16 protein-coding genes are annotated in these 18,443 nt (G+C 65.3%); 8 read left to right on the forward strand and 8 right to left on the reverse strand.

What is annotated here, in order from left to right; all coding sequences use genetic code 11:
• Nucleotides 1-15: 15 nt before the first annotated feature.
• The 4 genes from ACO227_RS00805 to ACO227_RS00820 all read left to right on the forward strand — a co-directional run bounded on the left by ACO227_RS00805 (nucleotide 16) and on the right by ACO227_RS00820 (nucleotide 3,002).
• Nucleotides 16-663, forward strand: a complete 648-nt coding sequence (locus ACO227_RS00805; protein WP_423604499.1) for a PepSY-associated TM helix domain-containing protein — start codon at nucleotides 16-18, stop codon at nucleotides 661-663.
• Between the two features lie 12 nt (nucleotides 664-675).
• Entirely contained in the window at nucleotides 676-1,191 is a 516-nt protein-coding gene (locus ACO227_RS00810) for a DUF2271 domain-containing protein (RefSeq protein WP_423604501.1), read from the forward strand.
• Between the two features lie 15 nt (nucleotides 1,192-1,206).
• The gene (locus ACO227_RS00815; RefSeq protein ID WP_423604502.1) at nucleotides 1,207-2,040 is read left to right on the forward strand and encodes a DUF4198 domain-containing protein; all 834 of its coding nucleotides are present in this window, start codon (nucleotides 1,207-1,209) and stop codon (nucleotides 2,038-2,040) included.
• Nucleotides 2,041-2,138: 98 nt separating this feature from the next.
• Complete coding sequence (locus ACO227_RS00820; protein ID WP_423604503.1) at nucleotides 2,139-3,002, forward strand: FAD:protein FMN transferase; 864 nt, start codon at nucleotides 2,139-2,141, stop codon at nucleotides 3,000-3,002.
• Between the two features lie 334 nt (nucleotides 3,003-3,336).
• Here ACO227_RS00820 and ACO227_RS00825 read toward each other — a convergent pair whose 3' ends face one another.
• The 6 genes from ACO227_RS00825 to cobT all read right to left on the reverse strand — a co-directional run bounded on the left by ACO227_RS00825 (nucleotide 3,337) and on the right by cobT (nucleotide 13,434).
• The gene (locus ACO227_RS00825; RefSeq protein ID WP_423604505.1) at nucleotides 3,337-7,509 is read right to left on the reverse strand and encodes an RHS repeat-associated core domain-containing protein; all 4,173 of its coding nucleotides are present in this window, start codon (nucleotides 7,507-7,509) and stop codon (nucleotides 3,337-3,339) included.
• Nucleotides 7,510-7,601: 92 nt separating this feature from the next.
• Entirely contained in the window at nucleotides 7,602-7,820 is a 219-nt protein-coding gene (locus ACO227_RS00830; RefSeq protein WP_423604506.1) for a hypothetical protein, read from the reverse strand.
• 220 nt (nucleotides 7,821-8,040) lie between these two features.
• A complete protein-coding gene (locus ACO227_RS00835; RefSeq protein ID WP_423604507.1) occupies nucleotides 8,041-8,724 on the reverse strand; it encodes a Fe2+-dependent dioxygenase in 684 nt (227 codons plus the stop codon).
• A 147-nt stretch (nucleotides 8,725-8,871) separates the two neighbouring features.
• The gene (locus ACO227_RS00840; protein WP_423604508.1) at nucleotides 8,872-11,262 is read right to left on the reverse strand and encodes a TonB-dependent receptor; all 2,391 of its coding nucleotides are present in this window, start codon (nucleotides 11,260-11,262) and stop codon (nucleotides 8,872-8,874) included.
• Nucleotides 11,263-11,336: 74 nt separating this feature from the next.
• Nucleotides 11,337-11,591 carry a ribbon-helix-helix domain-containing protein gene (locus tag ACO227_RS00845; protein WP_423604509.1) on the reverse strand — a complete coding sequence of 85 codons (255 nt, stop codon included), beginning with the start codon at nucleotides 11,589-11,591 and terminating at the stop codon, nucleotides 11,337-11,339.
• A gap of 10 nt (nucleotides 11,592-11,601) precedes the next feature.
• On the reverse strand, nucleotides 11,602-13,434 hold the full coding sequence (gene cobT, locus ACO227_RS00850) for a cobaltochelatase subunit CobT (RefSeq protein WP_423604511.1): 1,833 nt from the start codon (nucleotides 13,432-13,434) through the stop codon (nucleotides 11,602-11,604).
• 137 nt (nucleotides 13,435-13,571) lie between these two features.
• Between cobT and ACO227_RS00855 the strand changes: the two genes are divergently transcribed.
• Nucleotides 13,572-15,140, forward strand: a complete 1,569-nt coding sequence (locus ACO227_RS00855; protein WP_423604513.1) for an alpha-N-arabinofuranosidase — start codon at nucleotides 13,572-13,574, stop codon at nucleotides 15,138-15,140.
• Between the two features lie 18 nt (nucleotides 15,141-15,158).
• Here ACO227_RS00855 and cobS read toward each other — a convergent pair whose 3' ends face one another.
• Both cobS and ACO227_RS00865 read right to left on the reverse strand, forming a co-directional pair.
• Nucleotides 15,159-16,166 (reverse strand): cobaltochelatase subunit CobS, encoded by a 1,008-nt coding sequence (cobS, locus tag ACO227_RS00860; RefSeq protein WP_423604514.1) that lies wholly within the window; start codon nucleotides 16,164-16,166, stop codon nucleotides 15,159-15,161.
• A gap of 73 nt (nucleotides 16,167-16,239) precedes the next feature.
• Complete coding sequence (locus ACO227_RS00865) at nucleotides 16,240-16,929, reverse strand: winged helix-turn-helix transcriptional regulator (protein WP_423604515.1); 690 nt, start codon at nucleotides 16,927-16,929, stop codon at nucleotides 16,240-16,242.
• A 98-nt stretch (nucleotides 16,930-17,027) separates the two neighbouring features.
• On the opposite strand from ACO227_RS00865, the gene ACO227_RS00870 reads away from it, so the two are divergent.
• The 3 genes from ACO227_RS00870 to ACO227_RS00880 all read left to right on the forward strand — a co-directional run bounded on the left by ACO227_RS00870 (nucleotide 17,028) and on the right by ACO227_RS00880 (nucleotide 18,435).
• Complete coding sequence (locus tag ACO227_RS00870; RefSeq protein ID WP_423604517.1) at nucleotides 17,028-17,156, forward strand: hypothetical protein; 129 nt, start codon at nucleotides 17,028-17,030, stop codon at nucleotides 17,154-17,156.
• A gap of 93 nt (nucleotides 17,157-17,249) precedes the next feature.
• Nucleotides 17,250-17,744, forward strand: coding sequence for a VOC family protein (locus ACO227_RS00875; protein WP_423604519.1), 495 nt, complete (start codon nucleotides 17,250-17,252; stop codon nucleotides 17,742-17,744).
• Nucleotides 17,745-17,772: 28 nt separating this feature from the next.
• Nucleotides 17,773-18,435 carry a glutathione S-transferase family protein gene (locus tag ACO227_RS00880; RefSeq protein WP_423604520.1) on the forward strand — a complete coding sequence of 221 codons (663 nt, stop codon included), beginning with the start codon at nucleotides 17,773-17,775 and terminating at the stop codon, nucleotides 18,433-18,435.
• Nucleotides 18,436-18,443 lie beyond the last annotated feature (8 nt).

Raw genomic sequence — 18,443 nt, forward strand, 5'->3', positions numbered from 1 at the left:
GAGCCCTTCCGCTCGATGCACGGCACCGCCGCCAAACCGGCTCCTCGCAAGAAAAGCCGGAAAGCCTTCTGGCTGAAGCAGCTGCATATGTGGCACTGGATGAGCTCGGCGATCAGCCTGATCGGGCTGCTGCTGTTCGCGATCACCGGCTTCACGCTCAACCACGCCGCCGAGATCGAGGGATCGCCGGTCACGGTGGAGAAGAAGGCGCAGCTCCCACCCCCGCTCCTCGCGACGATCAAGCCCGACGACGCACCCGACGCCAAGAAGCCGCTGCCCAAGCCGGTCGCAGACTGGGTCGAGGCAAACCTCCCCGTCGCACGCGCCACCGGCGCGGCCGAATGGTCCGCCGGCGAGATCTACCTCGCCCTTCCCCGCCCGGGCGGCGACGGCTGGGTCGCGATCGACCGCGAGACCGGCGAGGTCACCAACGAGAGCACCAGCCGCGGCTGGATCGCCTGGCTCAACGATCTCCACAAGGGCCGCAACGCCGGCACGGTGTGGAAGTGGTTCATCGACATCTTCGTCCTCGCCTGCGTGATCTTCTCGCTCACCGGCCTCGTCCTGCTCCAGCTCCATGCGCGCCACCGCCCGAGCACCTGGCCGCTGGTCGCCGCGGGCCTGATCATTCCCGCCATCCTGGCCATCTATTTCATCCACTAGGGGAACGCCGCCATGCAGCTTCGCACCACCGGATTGACCGCCACCGCGCTCGGCGCGGGCCTGCTCGCGCCCGGCATGGCCCCGAGCTCGGTAAATGCGCAGACGCTCGAGGTCACGCTCACCATCCCGCGCCTCACCGTCGCCGAATATCACCGGCCGTACGTCGCGATCTGGCTCGAGAAGGAGGGCGCCCCCGCCAAGACCCTCGCCGTCTTCTACGACGTCGACATGAAGAACAACGAGGGCACCAAGTGGCTGCGCGACATCCGCCAGTGGTGGCGCGCCTCGGGCCGCTCGATGAAGTTCCCCGCGGCCGGCGTCACCGGCGCGACCAAGGCGCCCGGCACGCACAAGCTCGCCCTCAAGCCGCAGCTCGCCCCCGGCAACTACACGCTCGTGGTCGAGGCCGCGCGCGAGGTCGGCGGCCGCGAGCTGCTCCGCCTGCCCTTCGCGCTGCCCAAGGGCGGCACCGCCCGCGCCGCCGGCAAGTCCGAGCTCGGCGCCGTCACCCTCACCGTCAAGCGCTAACAGGGAAACCGCGCCATGAAGCTCCGCACCATCCTGATCGCCGCCGCCGGCATCGCGATCGCCCTGCCCGCCGCCGTCCAGGCCCACCGCCAGTGGATGCTCCCGTCGATGACCGTCGTCTCGGGCGAGGGCGACGACGTCTGGGTCACGGTCGACGCCGCCGTCTCCAACGACCTATTCTATTTCGAGCACCAGCCGATGCGCGCCGAGATCAGCGTGCTGCTCCCCGACGGCACCCCCGGCGAGGTCAGGAACCGCGCCCAGGGCCGCTACCGCACCACATTCGACGTGCAGATCGGCAAGCGCGGAACCTACAAGATCTACTATGCCAATGACGGCGTCATGGGCAGCTACAAGCTCAACGGCGAGGAGAAGCGCATCCCGCGCGGCACCACCACCGCCACCCTCGCCTCGGTCATCCCCGCCGGCGCCACTGACATCCGCACCAGCGAGAGCAGCAACCGCAACGAGATCTTCGTCACCGCCGGCGAGCCCACCACCACCGTGTTCAGGCCCACCGGCAAGGGCATCGAGCTGGTCCCGGTCACCCACCCCAACGACCTCGTCGTCGGCGAGGACGCGACCTTCCAGTTCCTGCTCGACGGCAAGCCCGCGGCCGGCCTCCCCGTCACCGTCATCCCCGGCGGCATCCGCTATCGCGACCAGCTCCACCAGCAGGACCTCAAGACCGGCGCCGACGGCAAGGTCACGGTGAAATGGGGCGACCCGGGCATGTACTGGATCAACGTCACCACCCCTCGCCCCGCCGGTGCCGAGGAAGGCGCGCCACCCGCACCCGGCGGCCGCCGCGCCAGCTATGTGACGACGCTCGAGGTGATGGCGCCCTGACCCGCGAACCCCGCGTCATCATCCCCAACGCGATCTCGCCCGCCGCCTTCCACAGGCGGCGGGCGAACGCGCCCGTAGCGCATCTCGGCGGCGAGACGATGGGCACCACCTGGTCGGCGAAGATCGTCGCCCCGCCCGCCAATGTGCAGGCGGAGATCGAGGCGGTGCTCGCCACCATCATCGCCCAGATGAGCCATTGGGAGCCAAGCTCCCAGCTCAGCCGCATCAACGATTCCCCGCCCGGCACCTGGCACCGCATCGGCCCCGAATTCGCGCAGGTGATGGGAATCGCGCTCGACATCGCGAAGCGCTCGGGCGGCGCGTTCGACCCGGCGATGGGCGTGCCGGTCAACCTCTGGGGCTTCGGCCCGCCCGGCCCCCGCATCGGCCTCCCCATCGAAGCCGAGATCGAAGCCGCCCGCGCGCTCAGCGGCTATGACGCGATCGACTTCGATCCCCTGCTCCTCCGCCTCCGCCTCACCCGCCCCGTCCGGCTCGACCTCTCCGGCATCGCCAAGGGCTATGCCGTCGACGCCGTCGCCGGCCGCCTGCGCGCGCTGGGTTGCCTCGACTTCCTCGTCGAGATCGGCGGCGAGCTGCTCGGCGAAGGCATCCAGCCCGACGGCCAGCCCTGGTGGGTCGATGTCGAGGTGCCGCCGGGAGTGGACGCTACCCCGCTGCGGATTGCGCTGCATGGGTTGGCGGTGGCGACTTCGGGGGATTATCGGCGGAACTTTGTGATAGAGGACGTCACTTATCCTCACATCCTTGATCCGCGCTTCGGTAGACCCGTCGCCAACCAAGTCGCCGGCGTCACCATTCTCCACCGCAATTGCGCCCAAGCCGACGCCTGGGCGAGCGTGCTAACAGTGCTTAGATCAGACAAAGGCTTGAAGCTGGTGGAGCGCGAGCAGCTGACTGCGCACATACTTATACGGACCGAGAAAAAGGCCGGGAACTGATGTCCCCGGCCACAAGCGGATATAATATTATCAACTTCCCCGCTCAAATCTTATGCGCGTTCATGACCGCATTTTCTGCAAGCATTGGATACCGGGAGTGTCAGATCAATGCCCCATCCAAATGATGCGCTATCAGGAGAATAGAAATAATTCGCGCCGCATCTCTCGCATTTCATGGATAGAACTGCCACAGAAAATGGCAATAGCACAGATCCAGCAATCACAATTGGTAGCAAAGTTCCGTCATTATATATTACTCCTACAGTAAATGCGGCCGGAAACGACAAGAAGAAACAAATCCTTATCGCAGAAGCAAGGACATTTCTCGCGATACTCATTCACAAGCTCCAGTCAAGTTCGGCGTTGGTCGTGTAGTATATTTTATATTGTGCGCGGCCCATCCACCTACGCGTGGACCAAGGCCACCAGCTCCACCTGAAATGGACGGTGGCCATTCCAATTCGACGGTAGCGGAAACTGGGCCCACACCGCCCGTAATAGTATTCTGATGCTCTACGCCTTCCGTACCACTACCAAGCCCCAAATTCACGCCGACGCCGCCGCCATAACCTACACCGCCACCACTAGACACACTACCACGAAGCTGAAACGTGCGGATGTCGAAACTCACACCTAGCGCGGCAGAAGCTCCAATACCTAGGTAAGCATCAGCTCCTCCGGAAATCTCAAGCGGAGGGATCGCACAAAATAGCTCACCTGCTTTATCAATTAGAGGCCCGATAATATCCTCAAGGTTTGGAGGATTGTAGGCTCCGCCGTGATCTCCAAAACCCCAGTCGCCTGGATTCCAGCCCCCGGGGTTACCGTTGTTGAACCCTGCACATTGATAAGTGTTCGCAACGATAACAATAGTCCCATCTTTATCGGTGAAGACGCCACCATGCGAACCCCAACAGATCTCATCCGTCCCCGTAGGATCGATCTTGTTGATGGGGTCAGCACTCACATAGCCATACAGGTTCAACCCATCCCCATACCCAATCGGATCGGTCTGCATGAACCGCCCGAGCGCCGGATTGTAGATGCGCGCCTTGTAGTAATAGGCCCCCAGTTCCGGCAGCCACAGCTGCCCGGTATAGCCGAACGACCCGGCATTGCCGCTCGCCGGCACGCCGTACTCGTCATAGCGGTTGGTCGCGATCGACACGCCCGTGCCGTCGCTCACCGCGACGATGCTGCCGCGCTCGTCGGCATGCAGCCAGCGCCGGTCGCTGGTGCCGCTGCCCTCGTACCACACCAGCGGCTCGTCCATCCCCGGACCATGGACATAGCGCCGCAGCACGACCCCGCTGGCATTCTGCTCGATCGCCAGATCCAGCCCGTCCCAGGCATAGCGCGTGTCGGCGCTGCCCAGCGCGCGGATCAGCCGCCCCGCCGGATCGGGATAGAGCTGGTCGATCGCCCCGCCATAGGTCATCCAGTTCTCGACATTATAGCCATAGGCGGTCGATCCGATCGCGGTGACGTTGCCGCGCCCGTCGCCATGGCTCACATTGGTGCTACCGGTCTGCGTCACCTGGTTGAGCCCGTTGATCGTGTCGGTCCGGTTGACGTTGGCGAAGCCCGGAAAGGCATAGCCGTCGTTGTCGCGCGTCCGGCTCGCGATCCCGCTCGCCGGATCATGCGTGAACGTCGCCGTCACGTCATGCGATGTGCCCGCCAGATCATGCCCGAGCGAGGCCAGCCGCGACACCACGTCATAGCCATAGCTCGTCACCGTGCCGTTGCCGCGCGTCAGGCTGGTGCGCCGGCCGAGATCGTCATAGCCGAACATCGCCAGCACGCCCGCGCCCGACGTCGCGCCATTCTCGCGGATCGCCGAGACCTCGCCCGTCACCAGATAGTCGTACTGGGCATAGAAGCCGCCGCCCGGATGCGTCACCCGCGTGCGCCGACCCGCCAGGTCGTACTGGTAGGTGAAGGTGCCCGAATTGGCGCCCGCACTGGTGTTGCGGCCCAGCGCATCGAAGCCGAACGACAGCGAATGCCCGTCGGTCTTCGACATGCCGGTCATCCGCCCGAGCAGGTCGTAGCTGTAGCTCGTGTCGGGATTGCTGCCCGGCAGATCCTTGAGCGTCAGCCGCGACAGATTGTCATAGCCGAAGACGATCTCCTGCGCATCGCGCAGCCGCTGCTTCTCGACGTTCGAGCCCGGATCGTAGAACAGCTCCTCATAGTCGCTGCTCGAGCTGGTGCCCGCGGTCGCGGGATCGGGGAAACGCGTCTTCTTGAGACGATCATGCCCGTCATATTCGTACGTGGTCTTGTTGCCCTTGCCGTCGGTGACGGTTTGGACCTGCCCATTGTCGGTGAAGGTCGCCGCCGCCTCGTCCGCCTGATCGGCCGTGCCGACCGCGCTCTCGGTGCGGTTGGCGCGGCCCGCCGCATCGTAGCTGGTCTTGACGATCCGGTCGGGACCGTTGGGGCCGGTGAGCTGTGGCGTGCACGCGTTGCTCTGCCCCGCCCATTGCGCCGGATCCATCCGTTGCGCGATGCATTCCGTCCGACCGAGCGCATCATAACTCAACTGAGCAAGCTGATATGTCGTCCCACCGGCGGTCAGCTTTTGCTCGACCGGCCGCGCATTGGCATCATAGCCCGTCTCGATCGCATGCATCGGCGCAAACGCCGCCCAATCGCCATCCGACTGGCTGTCGACGGTACCAGCTTCGGTCTTGGCCACCTGTCCCTTGGCGTTATAGGTCGTGCGCGACGCCCGGTGCTTGAGCACGCCGGCACCGTCGGGATCGGGAGCGACCACACCTACCACTTCACGCACCGCGTTGTAGCGCACCCGCGTGGTGTCGGCCGTGCCGGCAAGCGGGCCGTCGACCGTCAGCAGATTGCCCACGGGATCATAGGTCATGGCTTGCGTCGCGCTGAGGCTGCCGTCGCCTGCGCCACTTGTCACTGATGCCGCATTGAGATTGCTCCCATAGGCGATCACCGTCCTGCTTTCATTCGCCGTACCGACACAGCCGGGGGCTACACCCGCAGCACATGCGGAAACGGAGGTGAGCTGGTAGATACCCGTGGTGCTAGGTGCACCATTGGCATCGAGCCGCGCATAGGCATAGCGAACCTGCGGCCGGTCGCCGCCGGTCGTCGGCGCCGGTCCGGTTGCGGTCAGCGCGCCGCCATGCGTTGTGTCATAGGTATAGTCGGTCACCTTGCCCCGCGCATCCGTGGTGCTCGAAGGCTGGTTACAGGTGATCGCGCTGGTGCACGACACGGGATAGGTCGCGCTCGTCACAATGTCGTTGGCGCTATTCCCGGCCTTGTCGCGCCGGCGCGTCTCGGTGACGTTGCCACGCGAGTCATAGCCGAACTGAACGAAGTTCAGCTCCGGCGCGATGACCTTGCTCGGACGATTATTGGTGTCATATTCGTATTCGGTCACCTTCCCCAGCTCGTCCTGCGACCAAGTCATGCGGGACTTGGCGATGTCGAACTTGACCGTCCGGCCGGGGTTGCTTCCCTTGGTGATCGTCACCGTGCGAATGCCGGAGGTGTCCGAGAAGCCATAGGTGGTCGTCACGCCTCGGTTGGTGACTGAGCTGACCTTCCCCGAGGAATAAGCGATAGTGATATCGTCGTTCGTGCTGCCGGGAAGCCGGACGCCGGTCACATCGGCCCCCGAAATCGTGAAACGGGTCGTCCGCCCCTCGCTATCGGTGTATTCATGGGCACCACCAGCCGACGTCGAAACCGTCAGCTCCGGCCGTCCGGAAACCGAACAGGAAAAGTCCAGCGGCTGGCAGCTATCGATCAGCGCGTTGAGGCCAAGCACCTTCACGATGCGTGCCCACACAAACATGTTCTGCGGGTTGTCGCTCTCGTAGTTGAACTTGATCTGCCAGCCATTGTTGCTGGTCACAGCAGCCAAGCGCCGTCCCAGATGCACACCGCCGCGCGCATCGGTCCAGCCATCGTCATGATAGTGGAAAATCAGCTTTCTGCCCGACGGATAGGTCAGCGTCTCCATCGAAATACCCTTGGCGATGCCATAGGTATTCGGGAGATAGAGGAACGTCGCCACCGTTCCGTCCTTGCGCGTGTAGGTATATTGGGTTCCGCCGGTGCTGACAGTCAGCGTCGATCCGTTCTGCTCGACAGGCGTGAAGACGCCGCCGGACAGCGTAAACTGCTCGGAGACTGAACCGGTCGCAACAGTGTAGATGTTGCCCGAAACGGTGATCGAGCCCATCATGTTGTCGCGATATTTGTTGGCACGGATCTGCCGAGTATAGGTGAGGCCCGTCTCCGGATCTCCCACGGCCAAGCCCGGACTCATCGCCGTGAACGTGCCAGTCAGGAGATCGACTCCGTTCTCGTCGGGATACTGACGGATCGGGTAGGCAACGATGCTTGCCTCCTGGGCCCGCGCCGGAGTCGCAATTGCTCCAGCCGTAAGCACCGTCGATGCTGCCAATAGGGATTTGAGGCACGCGCGTCCGCGCGCGCCGAACCTTGGGTTCGTCGTCATTCGTTTCTCCAAACTTGAATCGTGCCGGCAAATGGGAGCGCAGTCGCTCGCCGCCCGGCTTCAGCTTCTAGCTATCACACGTATCGCGCCCGTTACGGCGCGCCGGTCACCGTCTTGTTGGTCCGGTTGTCGGCCTTGTCGTACGTGTAGTTGGCCTGGACGTTGTTGTTCACGGTGCCGCTGTGCTTCACCGCGACCAGCCGGCCCCGCGCGTCGTAGCTATAGGTGACGGTCTCGCTCGCGAGCGCCGTCGCCGCGAGCCCCGTCAGCGCGGCGATCGCAATCGCCGCGCCGGTCCTGACGTTCTTCATGTTCCCACTCCGCCATTGAGGAACATTCTAGGAACATTTGAATTCCAACATTGCAAGCACAAATATCGGCAAGCGTAATGCGCCTGCCGGATCAAGTGCTTGCACGTTGAAATGTTGGATTTCGGCTGCGACCATTCACGTCGTCATGCCGTTGTTGGATTCGCGGCGTTCACGCGCGATAGAGTAGGACGTTTGTGACTTTCCGGTATTTGAGTACCGCTCAGCTGTCGGCCCAGCGCCGCAACAGATTGTGGTAGACGCCGGTCAGCTCGATCACGCTGCGGTCGCTTCCGCCGAGCTGGCCGGTCAGCCGCTGCACGCTCTGGTCGAGATCGAACAGGATGCGCCGTGCGGCGTCGTCGCGGACCATCGACTGCAGCCAGAAGAAGCTCGCCACGCGCCGCCCCCGCGTCACCGGCGTCACGTGATGGAGGCTGGAGGAAGGATAGACCACCGCGTGCCCCGCCGGCAGCTTGACCCGCTGCACGCCATAATGGTCCTCGATCACCAGCTCCCCGCCGTCATAGGCCGCGGCATCCTCGAGGAAGATCGTGACCGACAAGTCGCTGCGGATGCGGAACTCGCTGCCGCGCTTGATCCGGATCGCATTGTCGACATGCGTGGCGAAGCTGTGCCCCTCGCCATAGCGGTTGAACAGCGGCGGGAAGACCTTGAGCGGCAGCGCCGCCGCGAAGAACAAGGGCGAACGGCCGAGGGCATCGAGGATGATGCCCCCGGCCTCGAGCGCCGCCGGGCACCCCTCCGGCAGCTGCTCGTTCTTCTTGGCCAGCGCCGACTGGTGACCGGAGGTCGCGTTGCCGTCGGCCCATTCGGCCGCATCGATGATCCCGCGCACCCGCGCCAGGGTCTCGGGATCGATCAGGTCGGGAATGGCGATCAGCATGACACCGGCCTAAAGCGATTTCGAGGCAGGTGGAACCTGCCGGCCCGGAAATCGCGACGACAAACGCGTTCGCAGGGGTGGGAGCGGGCAACGGCCCGGGGGACAGGTGGACCTCACCCGCTCCTCCCCCTTTTCAGTCGGCCGCCCTCAGAACCGGTATCCGATCGTCAGCACCGCCGCGCGGCCCTCGCCCGGCGTGGCCCAGCCATTGTTGCGGACGCGCGTATAATATTCCTCGTCGGTGAAGTTCTTGACGTTGACCTGCGCGGTCAGGTTCGGCGTGAAGTCATAGGCCAGGAAGGCGTTGTGGATCATGTAGTCCTCCGCCTTGAACAGCGTCGCCGCATTGTTGTTGAGGTAGAAGCTGCCCTGATAGGTGAAGCCGTAGCCGATCTTGAGCCCGAACGGCAGCTCATAGACGGTGAACAGGCTGCCCGAATGGGTCGGCGTCTGCACCAGCGGGTTGCCGGCCTGCGGATCGGGGATCGGCCCCGCGCCGTTGGTCGCGACGCTGCGGATCACCTCGCTGTCGAGATAGGTGTAGTTGGCGGTGATCGACCACGCCGGGGTGATCTGTCCGACCGCGCCCAGTGCGATGCCATTGACGCGCGATTCGCCGTCGAGCTGCTGCTCGGGAATCAGCGGATCGGCCGAGGGGACCTTGTAGTTGGTCCGCTCGTTGCGGAACGCTGCGGCGGTCAGCAGCAGGCGGCCGCCCATGATCTCCGCCTTTGCGCCGATCTCGTAGTTCACCGCCGTCTCGGGATCGACGTTGCAGGTCTCGGCGGTGCACGACCCGTTGACCGAGGTCTTGGAAGGCGTCTTCGAATTGCCATAGGCGACATAGAGGCTCACCGCCTCGACCGGCTTGAACACCAGGCCGGCGCGGTACGAGAACAGGTTGTCGGCATTCTCCACCGGCGTGCCCGGCGTCACCACGCCCGCGGTCGACACCGTGTCGCTCTTGTGCGTGCCCTGGTTCCGCTCGTAGCGGACGCCGAGATTGAGCTCGAGCTGCTTCGAGAAGGCGATCGTGTCGAACAGGTAGATCGCGTAATTCGTCACCTCGCCGCGCTGGCGGCCGCTTTCGACATAGTTGAGCGGACCGGTATAGACATTGCTGCCATAGACCGCGCCGGGCAGCGCGGGGCCAGGCACGACCTCGTTCGGATTGGCGATGCTGATGTAGGGCAGATGCGCCGCGGCATTGGGCGCCGCGGGATTGAATTCGACCGGGTTGCTCCCGTTCGCGGCGCGAAGCGAGTTGCCGTTGGAAAGATTGAACTGCTCCCACGCGGCCGAGAAACCCAGCACCAGCGTGTGGCGAATCCCGCCGGTGGCGAACTCGGCCGAGAGGTCGGTCTGGTTGTACATCAGCTGGTTGCGGGTGATGCGCGTGGTCCCGCGCGGTCCTGACGGCAGGTAATAGCCCGCGGGCACGGTAAGGTTGAACACCTGGCCCGCGCCGGTCCGCGTATCCAGGTCGACCACGCAGCTTCCGCCGGTCGGCGTCACGCCGCTCGCCAGGCAGTAAGTGCCCTGGGGCGGGTTCACCAGCGCATATTGCCGCACATCCTGCCAGCGCGTCAGGTTGCGGATCGAGACGTCGTCGCTGAAATCATGCTCGAAGATGATCGTCGCCTGATCGACATTGGTCTCCTGCCGGTCGACGTTGCGATAGCCGAAATAGTCGCTCGGATCGACGCCCGGCAGCGTCCCCGCATTGGTCGCGGTCTGGTAATAAGGCACGCCATATTGCGGTGTGTTGATGTCTTCCTGGTGGAAATACTTCAGCGTCAGCCGGGTCGGCCCGCCGATGCCTAGCGTCACCGAGGGGGCGACGCCCCAGCGGTCGTATTTCTCGACGGTGCGGCCGGGCACGTCATTCTTGTGCAACATCGCGTTTAGACGGAACGCGACCTTGTCGCCGGCGCGGACATTGGCGTCGAGCGTGCCGCGATAATAGTCGTCGGTTCCGATGCCGCCGGTGACGATCACCTGGTCGTGCGCCAGCGGGCTCTTGGTCACGATGTTGATCGATCCGCCGACCGAGCCGGCACCCGCGGTCACCGAGTTCGCGCCGTTCACCACCTCGAGCTGATCGAGGTTGAACGGGTCGGTGCGGCTGTACTGCGCGCTGTCGCGCACACCGTCGACGGTGATGTCGGTATTCGCCGAATAGCCGCGGAAGTTGATCGAGTCGCCATAGCCGCCGCCGCCTTCGCCCGCGCCGAAGGTGATGCCGGGGACGGTCGACAGCACGTCGCGGAGCGTCAGCAGATTCTGCTCCTCGATCGTCTTGTTGGTGATGATCGTCACGCTTTGCGGCGTGTCGCGCACCGGACGCGTCGCCTTGGGGCTTTCCTGCTCCGACTTCACTTCCTGCCCGGTGACCACGACCTCGTCGCGGCGCTCCTGATCGTCCGGGGTCGCGACCGGATCGGCCGCGTGCGCCGGCGCCGAAGCGATGAAGCCGACCGCGGCAAGCGCAAGGAAGGCAGGCGCGGCCTTGCGGCCATCGGAGGTGATACGAGTCATTGGAGCCCCTTCTGGTTTCGGGGTCAGCTATTGCGACTCGTTCTCACTGTCAACGCTGTTGCGAGTCATTTTCATCATTGTCGCAAATTTGTCGCAACGGCGAACAGCCACAGTCGGATCGCGCTCGCCAGGTTGGGCGGATCGGGCGCGCCGATCCGCAGGTGATCGATCTCAGCGACGAGCGCATTGAGCGGCAGATCCCGCGCACGCGCGGCATCCTCCAGCGCCGTCCAGAACGCCGGCTCCAGGCTTATCGAGGTGGGATGCCCGGCAATGGTGATCGATCGCTTGACCGGGCCGTGGAATCCGTCCGGCGGCGCCTCGATCATGCCCGCTCCGTCACGCTTCGATGTCGAACAGCGCCGCGAGCTGCTCGATCATCGTGCCGGCGAGCTGGTCGACGTCCATGATCGTCACCGCGCGGCTGTAATAGCGAGTCACGTCGTGCCCGATGCCGATCGCGACCAGCCCGACCGGCGAGCGCTGCTCGATCCACCCGATCACCTGCCGCAAATGCCGCTCCAGATAGGCGCCGCTATTGACCGACAGCGTCGAATCGTCGACCGGCGCGCCGTCGCTGATCACCATCAGGATCTTGCGGTCCTCCTGCCGCGCGATCAGCCGCTGATGCGCCCAGAGCAGCGCCTCGCCGTCGATATTCTCCTTGAGCAGCCCTTCGCGCATCATCAGCCCGAGCGACTTCTTCGCGCGGCGCCAGGGCTCGTCGGCTTGTTTGTAGACGATGTGGCGCATGTCGTTGAGCCGGCCCGGCTGCGGCGGCCGGCCCTCGGCGAGCCATTTCTCGCGGCTCTGCCCGCCCTTCCAGGCGCGCGTGGTGAAGCCGAGGATCTCGGTCTTCACGCCCACCCGCTCGAGCGTGCGCGCGAGGATGTCGGCGCTGATCGCCGCGATCGAGATCGGCCGCCCGCGCATCGATCCCGAATTGTCGATCAGCAGCGTGACGACGGTGTCGCGGAACTTGGCGTCCTTCTCGACCTTGTACGACAGCGACTGCATCGGATTGACCACCACGCGCGCCAGCCGCGCCGCGTCGAGCAACCCTTCCTCCTGGTCGAAGTCCCACGAGCGTGCCTGCTGCGCCATCAGCCGCCGCTGCAGCCGGTTGGCGAGCTTGGTCACCACGCCCTGGAGGTGCACGAGCTGCTGGTCGAGATAGGCGCGCAGCCGCTCCAGCTCCTCTTCGTCGCACAGCTCGGTCGCGGCGATGACCTCGTCAAACTGGGTGGTGAAGCTCTTATAGTCGAACTGCGGGGGCAGATCGGACCAGGGGCGGTTGGGGCGGACGGGCATCATCCCCTCCTCGCCTTCATCGCCAGGCTCGCCGTCGGTGTCGTCGAACTCGCCCTGCTCCTGATCGCTCTCCTGGCCGTCCTCGGTCTCGGCCTCGCGCTGCTCGCCGCGCGCTTCGACCTCGCCCTCGCCGGTATCGCTCTCCTGCTCGCCGTTCTCGCCTTCGTCCTGGTCCTGCTCGTCCGTGCCTTCGTCCTCGCCGCCGCCTTCGTCGGCCTCGTCGGGGAGCAGTTCGCCCTCGGTCAGCTCGAGATCCTCGAGCAGATTGCCGACGAGCTTGGCGAACGCGGCCTGGTCGTCGATCGCCAGCGCCAGCGCATCGAGATCGGCGCCGCCCTTGTCCTCGATCCAGTCGCGCACCAGCGCCAGCCCCAGCGCCGCCTCGGCCGGCGCCTCGCGCCCGGTCAGCCGCTCGCGCACCATCAGCTGGATCGCGGTCGAGAGCGGCACCTCGTCCCGCGTCCGCGCGCGGCTGATCGGGTCGGAGCGCATCCGCATCTCGAGCGCGCGGTCGAGATTCTCGGCGATCCCGGCATAGCCGCGCGACCCCAGCGCTTCCACGCGGGCCGTCTCCACCGCATCGAACACGGCGCGCGCCACCACTTCCTTGGGTGCGCCCTTCAGGTGCATCGCACCGTCGTGCAGCCGCATGCGCAGTGCAAAGCCGTCGGCGAAGCCCCGCGCCTCGGCCACCTGCTCAGGCGGCAGGTTGCGGCCCGGCATCGGCACCTTGATGTGGCGTCCCGACTGCGCCGGCGCATCGGCGGTGAAGGCCAGCTCGATCTCCGGCTCGTGCGCGAGCGCGCGCGAGACTCCCGTAAGGACGGATCGGAACTGGTCGAGGGGAGAGTCGCTGGCCATGGGCGATACCCCCTATCAAAGGGCGAGCCAGTCCAAAAGGCATCGCCTGCCCGAATTGCCCGTTGCGCTCGCCCAGTTATCTCAATAATCAGACAAATGACCCACATATGACGACTGAAAATCTAGGGGAGATGGAGATGGGGTATCGATCCGGCCTTGCCGCGCTGCTGCTGGCGGGGCTCGTTATTTGTCCAACTATTCCGGCATCCGCGCAGCAGACGGCATCGTCGCCCGGCGCCACTGCGACGCTGCGCGCCGACAAGCCCGGCGCCAAGATCGACCGCCGCATCTTCAGCCAGTTCGCCGAGCATCTCGGCACCGGCATCTATGGCGGCGTGTGGGTCGGCCCGAAGTCGAAGATCCCCAACACCCGCGGCTATCGCAACGACGTCGTCGCCGCGCTCAAGGACCTGCGCGTGCCGGTGGTGCGCTGGCCCGGCGGCTGTTTCGCCGACGAATATCACTGGCGCGAGGGGATCGGCCCGCGCGGCCAGCGCCCGGTCAAGGTCAACACGCACTGGGGCGGCGTGACCGAAGACAATGCCTTCGGCACCCACGAATTCATGGACTTCGCCGAACTGATCGGCGCCGAGGCCTATGTCTCGGGCAATGTCGGCAACGGCACGCCCCAGGAAATGGCCGAGTGGGTCGAATATATGACCGCGCCGGCGGGCACGCTCGCCGACCTGCGGGCCAAGAACGGCCGCAAGGCGCCGTGGAAGCTCCCCTATTTCGGCATCGGCAACGAGCTATGGGGCTGCGGCGGCAGCATGCGTCCGGAATATGCCGCGGACCTCACGCGGCGCTATGGCGAGTTCATCAAGGCGCCGCAGGACAACCGCCCCGCCAAGATCGCGAGCGGCGCCAACTCGTTCGACTATAACTGGACCGAGGTGATGATGCGCGAGGCCGGGCGCAAGTTCGACGGCATCGGCGTCCATTACTACACCGTCCCCGGCACCTGGCAGAAGAAGGGCTCGGCGACCCAGTTCGACGAGGAGGAATATGCCCGCACCCTCCACAAGACGCTGCAGATGGAGGAGCTGGTCACCAAGCATTCGGCGATCATGGACAAATATGATCCGCAGAAGCGCGTGAACCTGGCGGTCGACGAATGGGGCACCTGGTACGATGTCGAGCCCGGCACCAATCCCGGCTTCCTCTACCAGCAGAACACGATGCGCGACGCGATCGTGGCCGCGCTCAACATCAACATCTTCACCCGGCACGCCGATCGCGTGCGGATGAGCAACATCGCCCAGATGGTCAACGTGCTCCAGGCGATGATCCTGACCGACGGGTCGAAGATGGTGCTGACGCCGACCTACCACGTCTTCCACATGTACCGGCCGTTCCAGGACGCGGTCTTCCTGCCGATGGAGGTCAAGACCAGCTGGTATCACAAGGACCAGTGGGCGCTGCCCGCGGTCAGCGCGACCGCGGCGCGGGGCACCGACGGCAAGGTCCATGTCGCGCTCGTCAACACCGACCCCAACCGCCCAGCGAGCGTGACCAGCGCGATCCAGGGCCTCGCCGCGACGCGCGCGAGCGGCCTCGTCCTGACCGCGCCGCAAGTGACGGCGCACAACAGCTTCGACGCGCCCGACCGTGTCCGCCCGCAGCCGTTCGACGGCGCGCGGGTCGATCAGGCCGGACTGTCGGTCACGCTGCCGCCGGCATCGGTGGTGGTGCTGACGCTCGAATAGCGGCCAGCGGGGAAGGCGTCAGTTCGCCTTCCCCACCACGCTCTCGGGCAGGTCCTTGCCGAACACGCGCTGGTAGTATTCCGCGACCAGCGCGCGCTCCGCCTCGTCGCACTTGTTGAGGAACGACAGGCGGAAGGCGAAGCCGGGATCCTTGAAGATCTCGGTGTTCTGCGCCCAGGTGATCACCGTGCGCGGGCTCATCACGGTCGAGATGTCGCCGTTGATGAAGCCGCGGCGCGTCAGGTCGGCGACGCGCACCATGTTCTCGACCAGCTCCTTGCCGCCCGGCTTGTCATATTCGCCCGACTTGGCGAGCACGATCTGCGCCTCGGTCGCGGCGGGCAGATAGTTGAGCGTCACCACGATGTTCCAGCGGTCCATCTGGCCCTGGTTGATCTGCTGCGTGCCGTGATAGAGCCCGCTCGTGTCGCCCAGGCCCACCGTGTTGGCAGTCGAGAACAGCCGGAACCACGGGTTCGGCCGGATCACGCGGTTCTGGTCGAGCAGGGTGAGCTTGCCCTCGGTCTCGAGCACACGCTGGATCACGAACATCACGTCGGGGCGGCCGGCGTCATATTCGTCGAAGACGAGCGCCGTCGGCGTCTGCAGCGCCCAGGGCAGCAGCCCCTCGCGGAACTCGGTCACCTGCTGTCCGTCCTTGAGCACGATCGCGTCGCGCCCGATCAGGTCGATGCGGCTGATATGCGCGTCGAGGTTGATGCGGATGCACGGCCAGTTCAATCGCGCCGCCACCTGCTCGATGTGCGACGACTTGCCGGTGCCGTGATAGCCCTGGATCATCACGCGGCGGTTGTGCGCGAAGCCCGCCAGGATCGCGAGCGTCGTGTCCGGATCGAACACATAGGCCGGATCGAGATCGGGTACGCGCTCGTCCGCCTCGCTGAACGCCGGCACCTCCATGTCGATATCGATCCCGAACAGGTCGCGCACGGCCACCTGCTTGTCGGGGGCTTCGAGGATCGTGGTTTCCCGGCTGTCGGGCTGGGTGTTCGGGATGTCGGTCATGGACAGGCTTTCGTGCGTGGTCGCGGCATCCCTAGGAGCGGCGCGCGAGTCCTGCAATGGTGCAGTGCGGCGTTCAGGCCAGCTTGGGCGGCAGCGCGAACAGGTCGATGAACCGCTTCGCCAGCTCACGGTTCCCACCCAGGCGCAGCCTGCCCTCCGCCTCCGACTCCTCGAACGGCCACTTGCCGTAGACGAGGCTGACGAACCGCGTCGGATCGGTCTCGAACACCACGTCGGCATCGTCGGCCTCGCCGGGCTCGATCGCCAGCTCGGCCTTGTCGAGGCGACCGGTGAACGATGCGGTCGGGAAGCGAAAGACCAGAGTCATGCGCAGGTCCGGCCGCTCGGGGTTGATCATCGTGCGCAGCGACAGCATCGCCGACACCGGCGAGAGCGGCAGCGTCGGGTCGTGCTGCGGCGAGCGCGTCGCCCAGCGGCCCATCGTCTGGAAGATCGGCTCGCTCTCATAGCCCCAGGGCGTCAGCTCATAGACCTGCACATTCGCCGGGGGCGGCAGCTTGCGCCGCGTCAGGATGCCGGCGCGCTCGAGGCTCTCGAGCCGTTGGGTCAGCACGTTGGCGCTGATCCCGGTCAGATCCGCCTTGAGCTCGCCGAAGCGTCGCGGGCCCAGCATCAGCTCGCGCACGATCAGCATCGACCAGCGCTCGCCCAGGAATTCCAGCGCCAGCGCGGTGCCGCACGCATCGTCATACCAGCGCTTTTCCGCCACTTTCGCCTCTTGAGTCATTTTTTCTAACTTCATGGTTGCTTTTTATAACTGAGTCGCGCATCAAGATCAAGCAAGCGATTCGCGGCCGCCCCCCAATCGACGAATGGGCCGCCCCCGAATGGAGATGTCCGATGCGCAACCTGTTCCGCGAGTATCTGCCGGTCGTCCAGAGCGTCGCCATCGGCGTCGCCGCCTTCTGCCTCACCACGGTGGCGATGCTCGGCCACGGCGCGCTCAACAGCACCGGGCCGTTCGCCTGACCGCATCGGCGAGGCGTTCGTCGAAAAATATTGGCGGGACCTGCCCGCCCAGTCCGACAAGTTTTCAGGGACTGGATTTCAAGGAGAGAGACGATGACCAAGCTCATGACCTGTATCTGGTACAATCATACCGCCGAAGAAGCCGCGAACTTCTACGCGTCGGTACTGCCCGACAGCCGCGTCACCGGGGTACAGAGGACCCCGACCGACACCCCCTCGCAAAAGGCGGGCGAGGTGATCACCGTCGAGTTCGAGATCGCGGGGCACAAGTTCATCGGCCTCAACGGCGGCCCGATCTTCCCGCAGACCGAAGCGGTCAGCTTCATGATCATGACCGACGATCAGGAAGAGACCGACCGGCTGTGGAACGCGATCGTCGACAATGGCGGCCAGGAAAGCGCCTGCGGCTGGTGCAAGGACAAATGGGGCGTCAGCTGGCAGATCACGCCGAAGCGGCTGATGCAGCTGATCTGGGAGAATGCCGATCCCGCCGCCAGCAAGCGCGCGATGGATGCGATGATGACGATGCGCAAGATCGACATCGCCGCCGTCGAGGCCGCGGCGGCGGGCGAGACCGTCGCCGCCTGAACGCGACGCTCCAGCGAGGAGAATGATCATGACCGTGGAGATCACCGGTTTCGACTGGGTGCCTGATTTCGCCAAGGGCTTCGTGCGCGACCTGCGCCCGCGCTGGGCGTGTGCGGAGATCGGGCTGCCCTATTCGATGCGGCTGCTCAACGCCGCCGGTCCGCGTCCGGAGGCCTATTTCCAGGAGCAGCCCTGGGGCCAGGTGCCGGCGCTCGTCGACCCGGGCGAGGGCGTGCGGATCTTCGAGAGCGGCGCGATCCTGCTCCATCTCGGCGAGAAGGACGAACGGCTGCTGCCGCGCGATCCCCAGGCGCGCGCCACCGCGATCAGCTGGCTGTTCGCCGCCTATAACAGCGTCGAGCCGCACATGTTCGAGCTGTCGAACGTCGAGATCTTCGCCGCCGGCGAGCAATGGGCCGAGCTGCGCCGTCCAAGCCTGATGGCGGAGGCCGGCAAGCGCTTCGATCGGCTCGCCGACGCGATGGCGGGGCGCGAATGGCTCGCCGGAACGTTCAGCATCGCGGATATCGCGATGGCCAGCGTGTTGCGCCTCGCCGAAGGCAGTGGTCTGATCGAGGACCGGCCGGTGCTGATGGACTATCTTCAGCGCGCCATCGCCCGGCCCGCGTTCAAGGCCGCCCTCGCCGCGCAGCTCGCCGATTTCAAGCCGGCCCCCGCCGCCGCGGCCTGAGCCACATA

Origin of the sequence: Sphingomonas sp. MS122 (assembly GCF_049532975.1) — a bacterium.
Lineage (GTDB): Bacteria > Pseudomonadota > Alphaproteobacteria > Sphingomonadales > Sphingomonadaceae > Sphingomonas.

Coding starts and splice junctions, on each gene's coding strand:
- ACO227_RS00805 (WP_423604499.1), top strand. CDS start 16: ATGCACGGCACCGCCGCCAAACCGGCTCCTCGCAAGAAAAGCCGGAAA.
- ACO227_RS00810 (WP_423604501.1), top strand. CDS start 676: ATGCAGCTTCGCACCACCGGATTGACCGCCACCGCGCTCGGCGCGGGC.
- ACO227_RS00815 (WP_423604502.1), top strand. CDS start 1,207: ATGAAGCTCCGCACCATCCTGATCGCCGCCGCCGGCATCGCGATCGCC.
- ACO227_RS00820 (WP_423604503.1), top strand. CDS start 2,139: ATGGGCACCACCTGGTCGGCGAAGATCGTCGCCCCGCCCGCCAATGTG.
- ACO227_RS00825 (WP_423604505.1), bottom strand. CDS start 7,509: ATGACGACGAACCCAAGGTTCGGCGCGCGCGGACGCGCGTGCCTCAAA.
- ACO227_RS00830 (WP_423604506.1), bottom strand. CDS start 7,820: ATGAAGAACGTCAGGACCGGCGCGGCGATTGCGATCGCCGCGCTGACG.
- ACO227_RS00835 (WP_423604507.1), bottom strand. CDS start 8,724: ATGCTGATCGCCATTCCCGACCTGATCGATCCCGAGACCCTGGCGCGG.
- ACO227_RS00840 (WP_423604508.1), bottom strand. CDS start 11,262: ATGACTCGTATCACCTCCGATGGCCGCAAGGCCGCGCCTGCCTTCCTT.
- ACO227_RS00845 (WP_423604509.1), bottom strand. CDS start 11,591: ATGATCGAGGCGCCGCCGGACGGATTCCACGGCCCGGTCAAGCGATCG.
- cobT (WP_423604511.1), bottom strand. CDS start 13,434: ATGGCCAGCGACTCTCCCCTCGACCAGTTCCGATCCGTCCTTACGGGA.
- ACO227_RS00855 (WP_423604513.1), top strand. CDS start 13,572: ATGGGGTATCGATCCGGCCTTGCCGCGCTGCTGCTGGCGGGGCTCGTT.
- cobS (WP_423604514.1), bottom strand. CDS start 16,166: ATGACCGACATCCCGAACACCCAGCCCGACAGCCGGGAAACCACGATC.
- ACO227_RS00865 (WP_423604515.1), bottom strand. CDS start 16,929: ATGAAGTTAGAAAAAATGACTCAAGAGGCGAAAGTGGCGGAAAAGCGC.
- ACO227_RS00870 (WP_423604517.1), top strand. CDS start 17,028: ATGCGCAACCTGTTCCGCGAGTATCTGCCGGTCGTCCAGAGCGTCGCC.
- ACO227_RS00875 (WP_423604519.1), top strand. CDS start 17,250: ATGACCAAGCTCATGACCTGTATCTGGTACAATCATACCGCCGAAGAA.
- ACO227_RS00880 (WP_423604520.1), top strand. CDS start 17,773: ATGACCGTGGAGATCACCGGTTTCGACTGGGTGCCTGATTTCGCCAAG.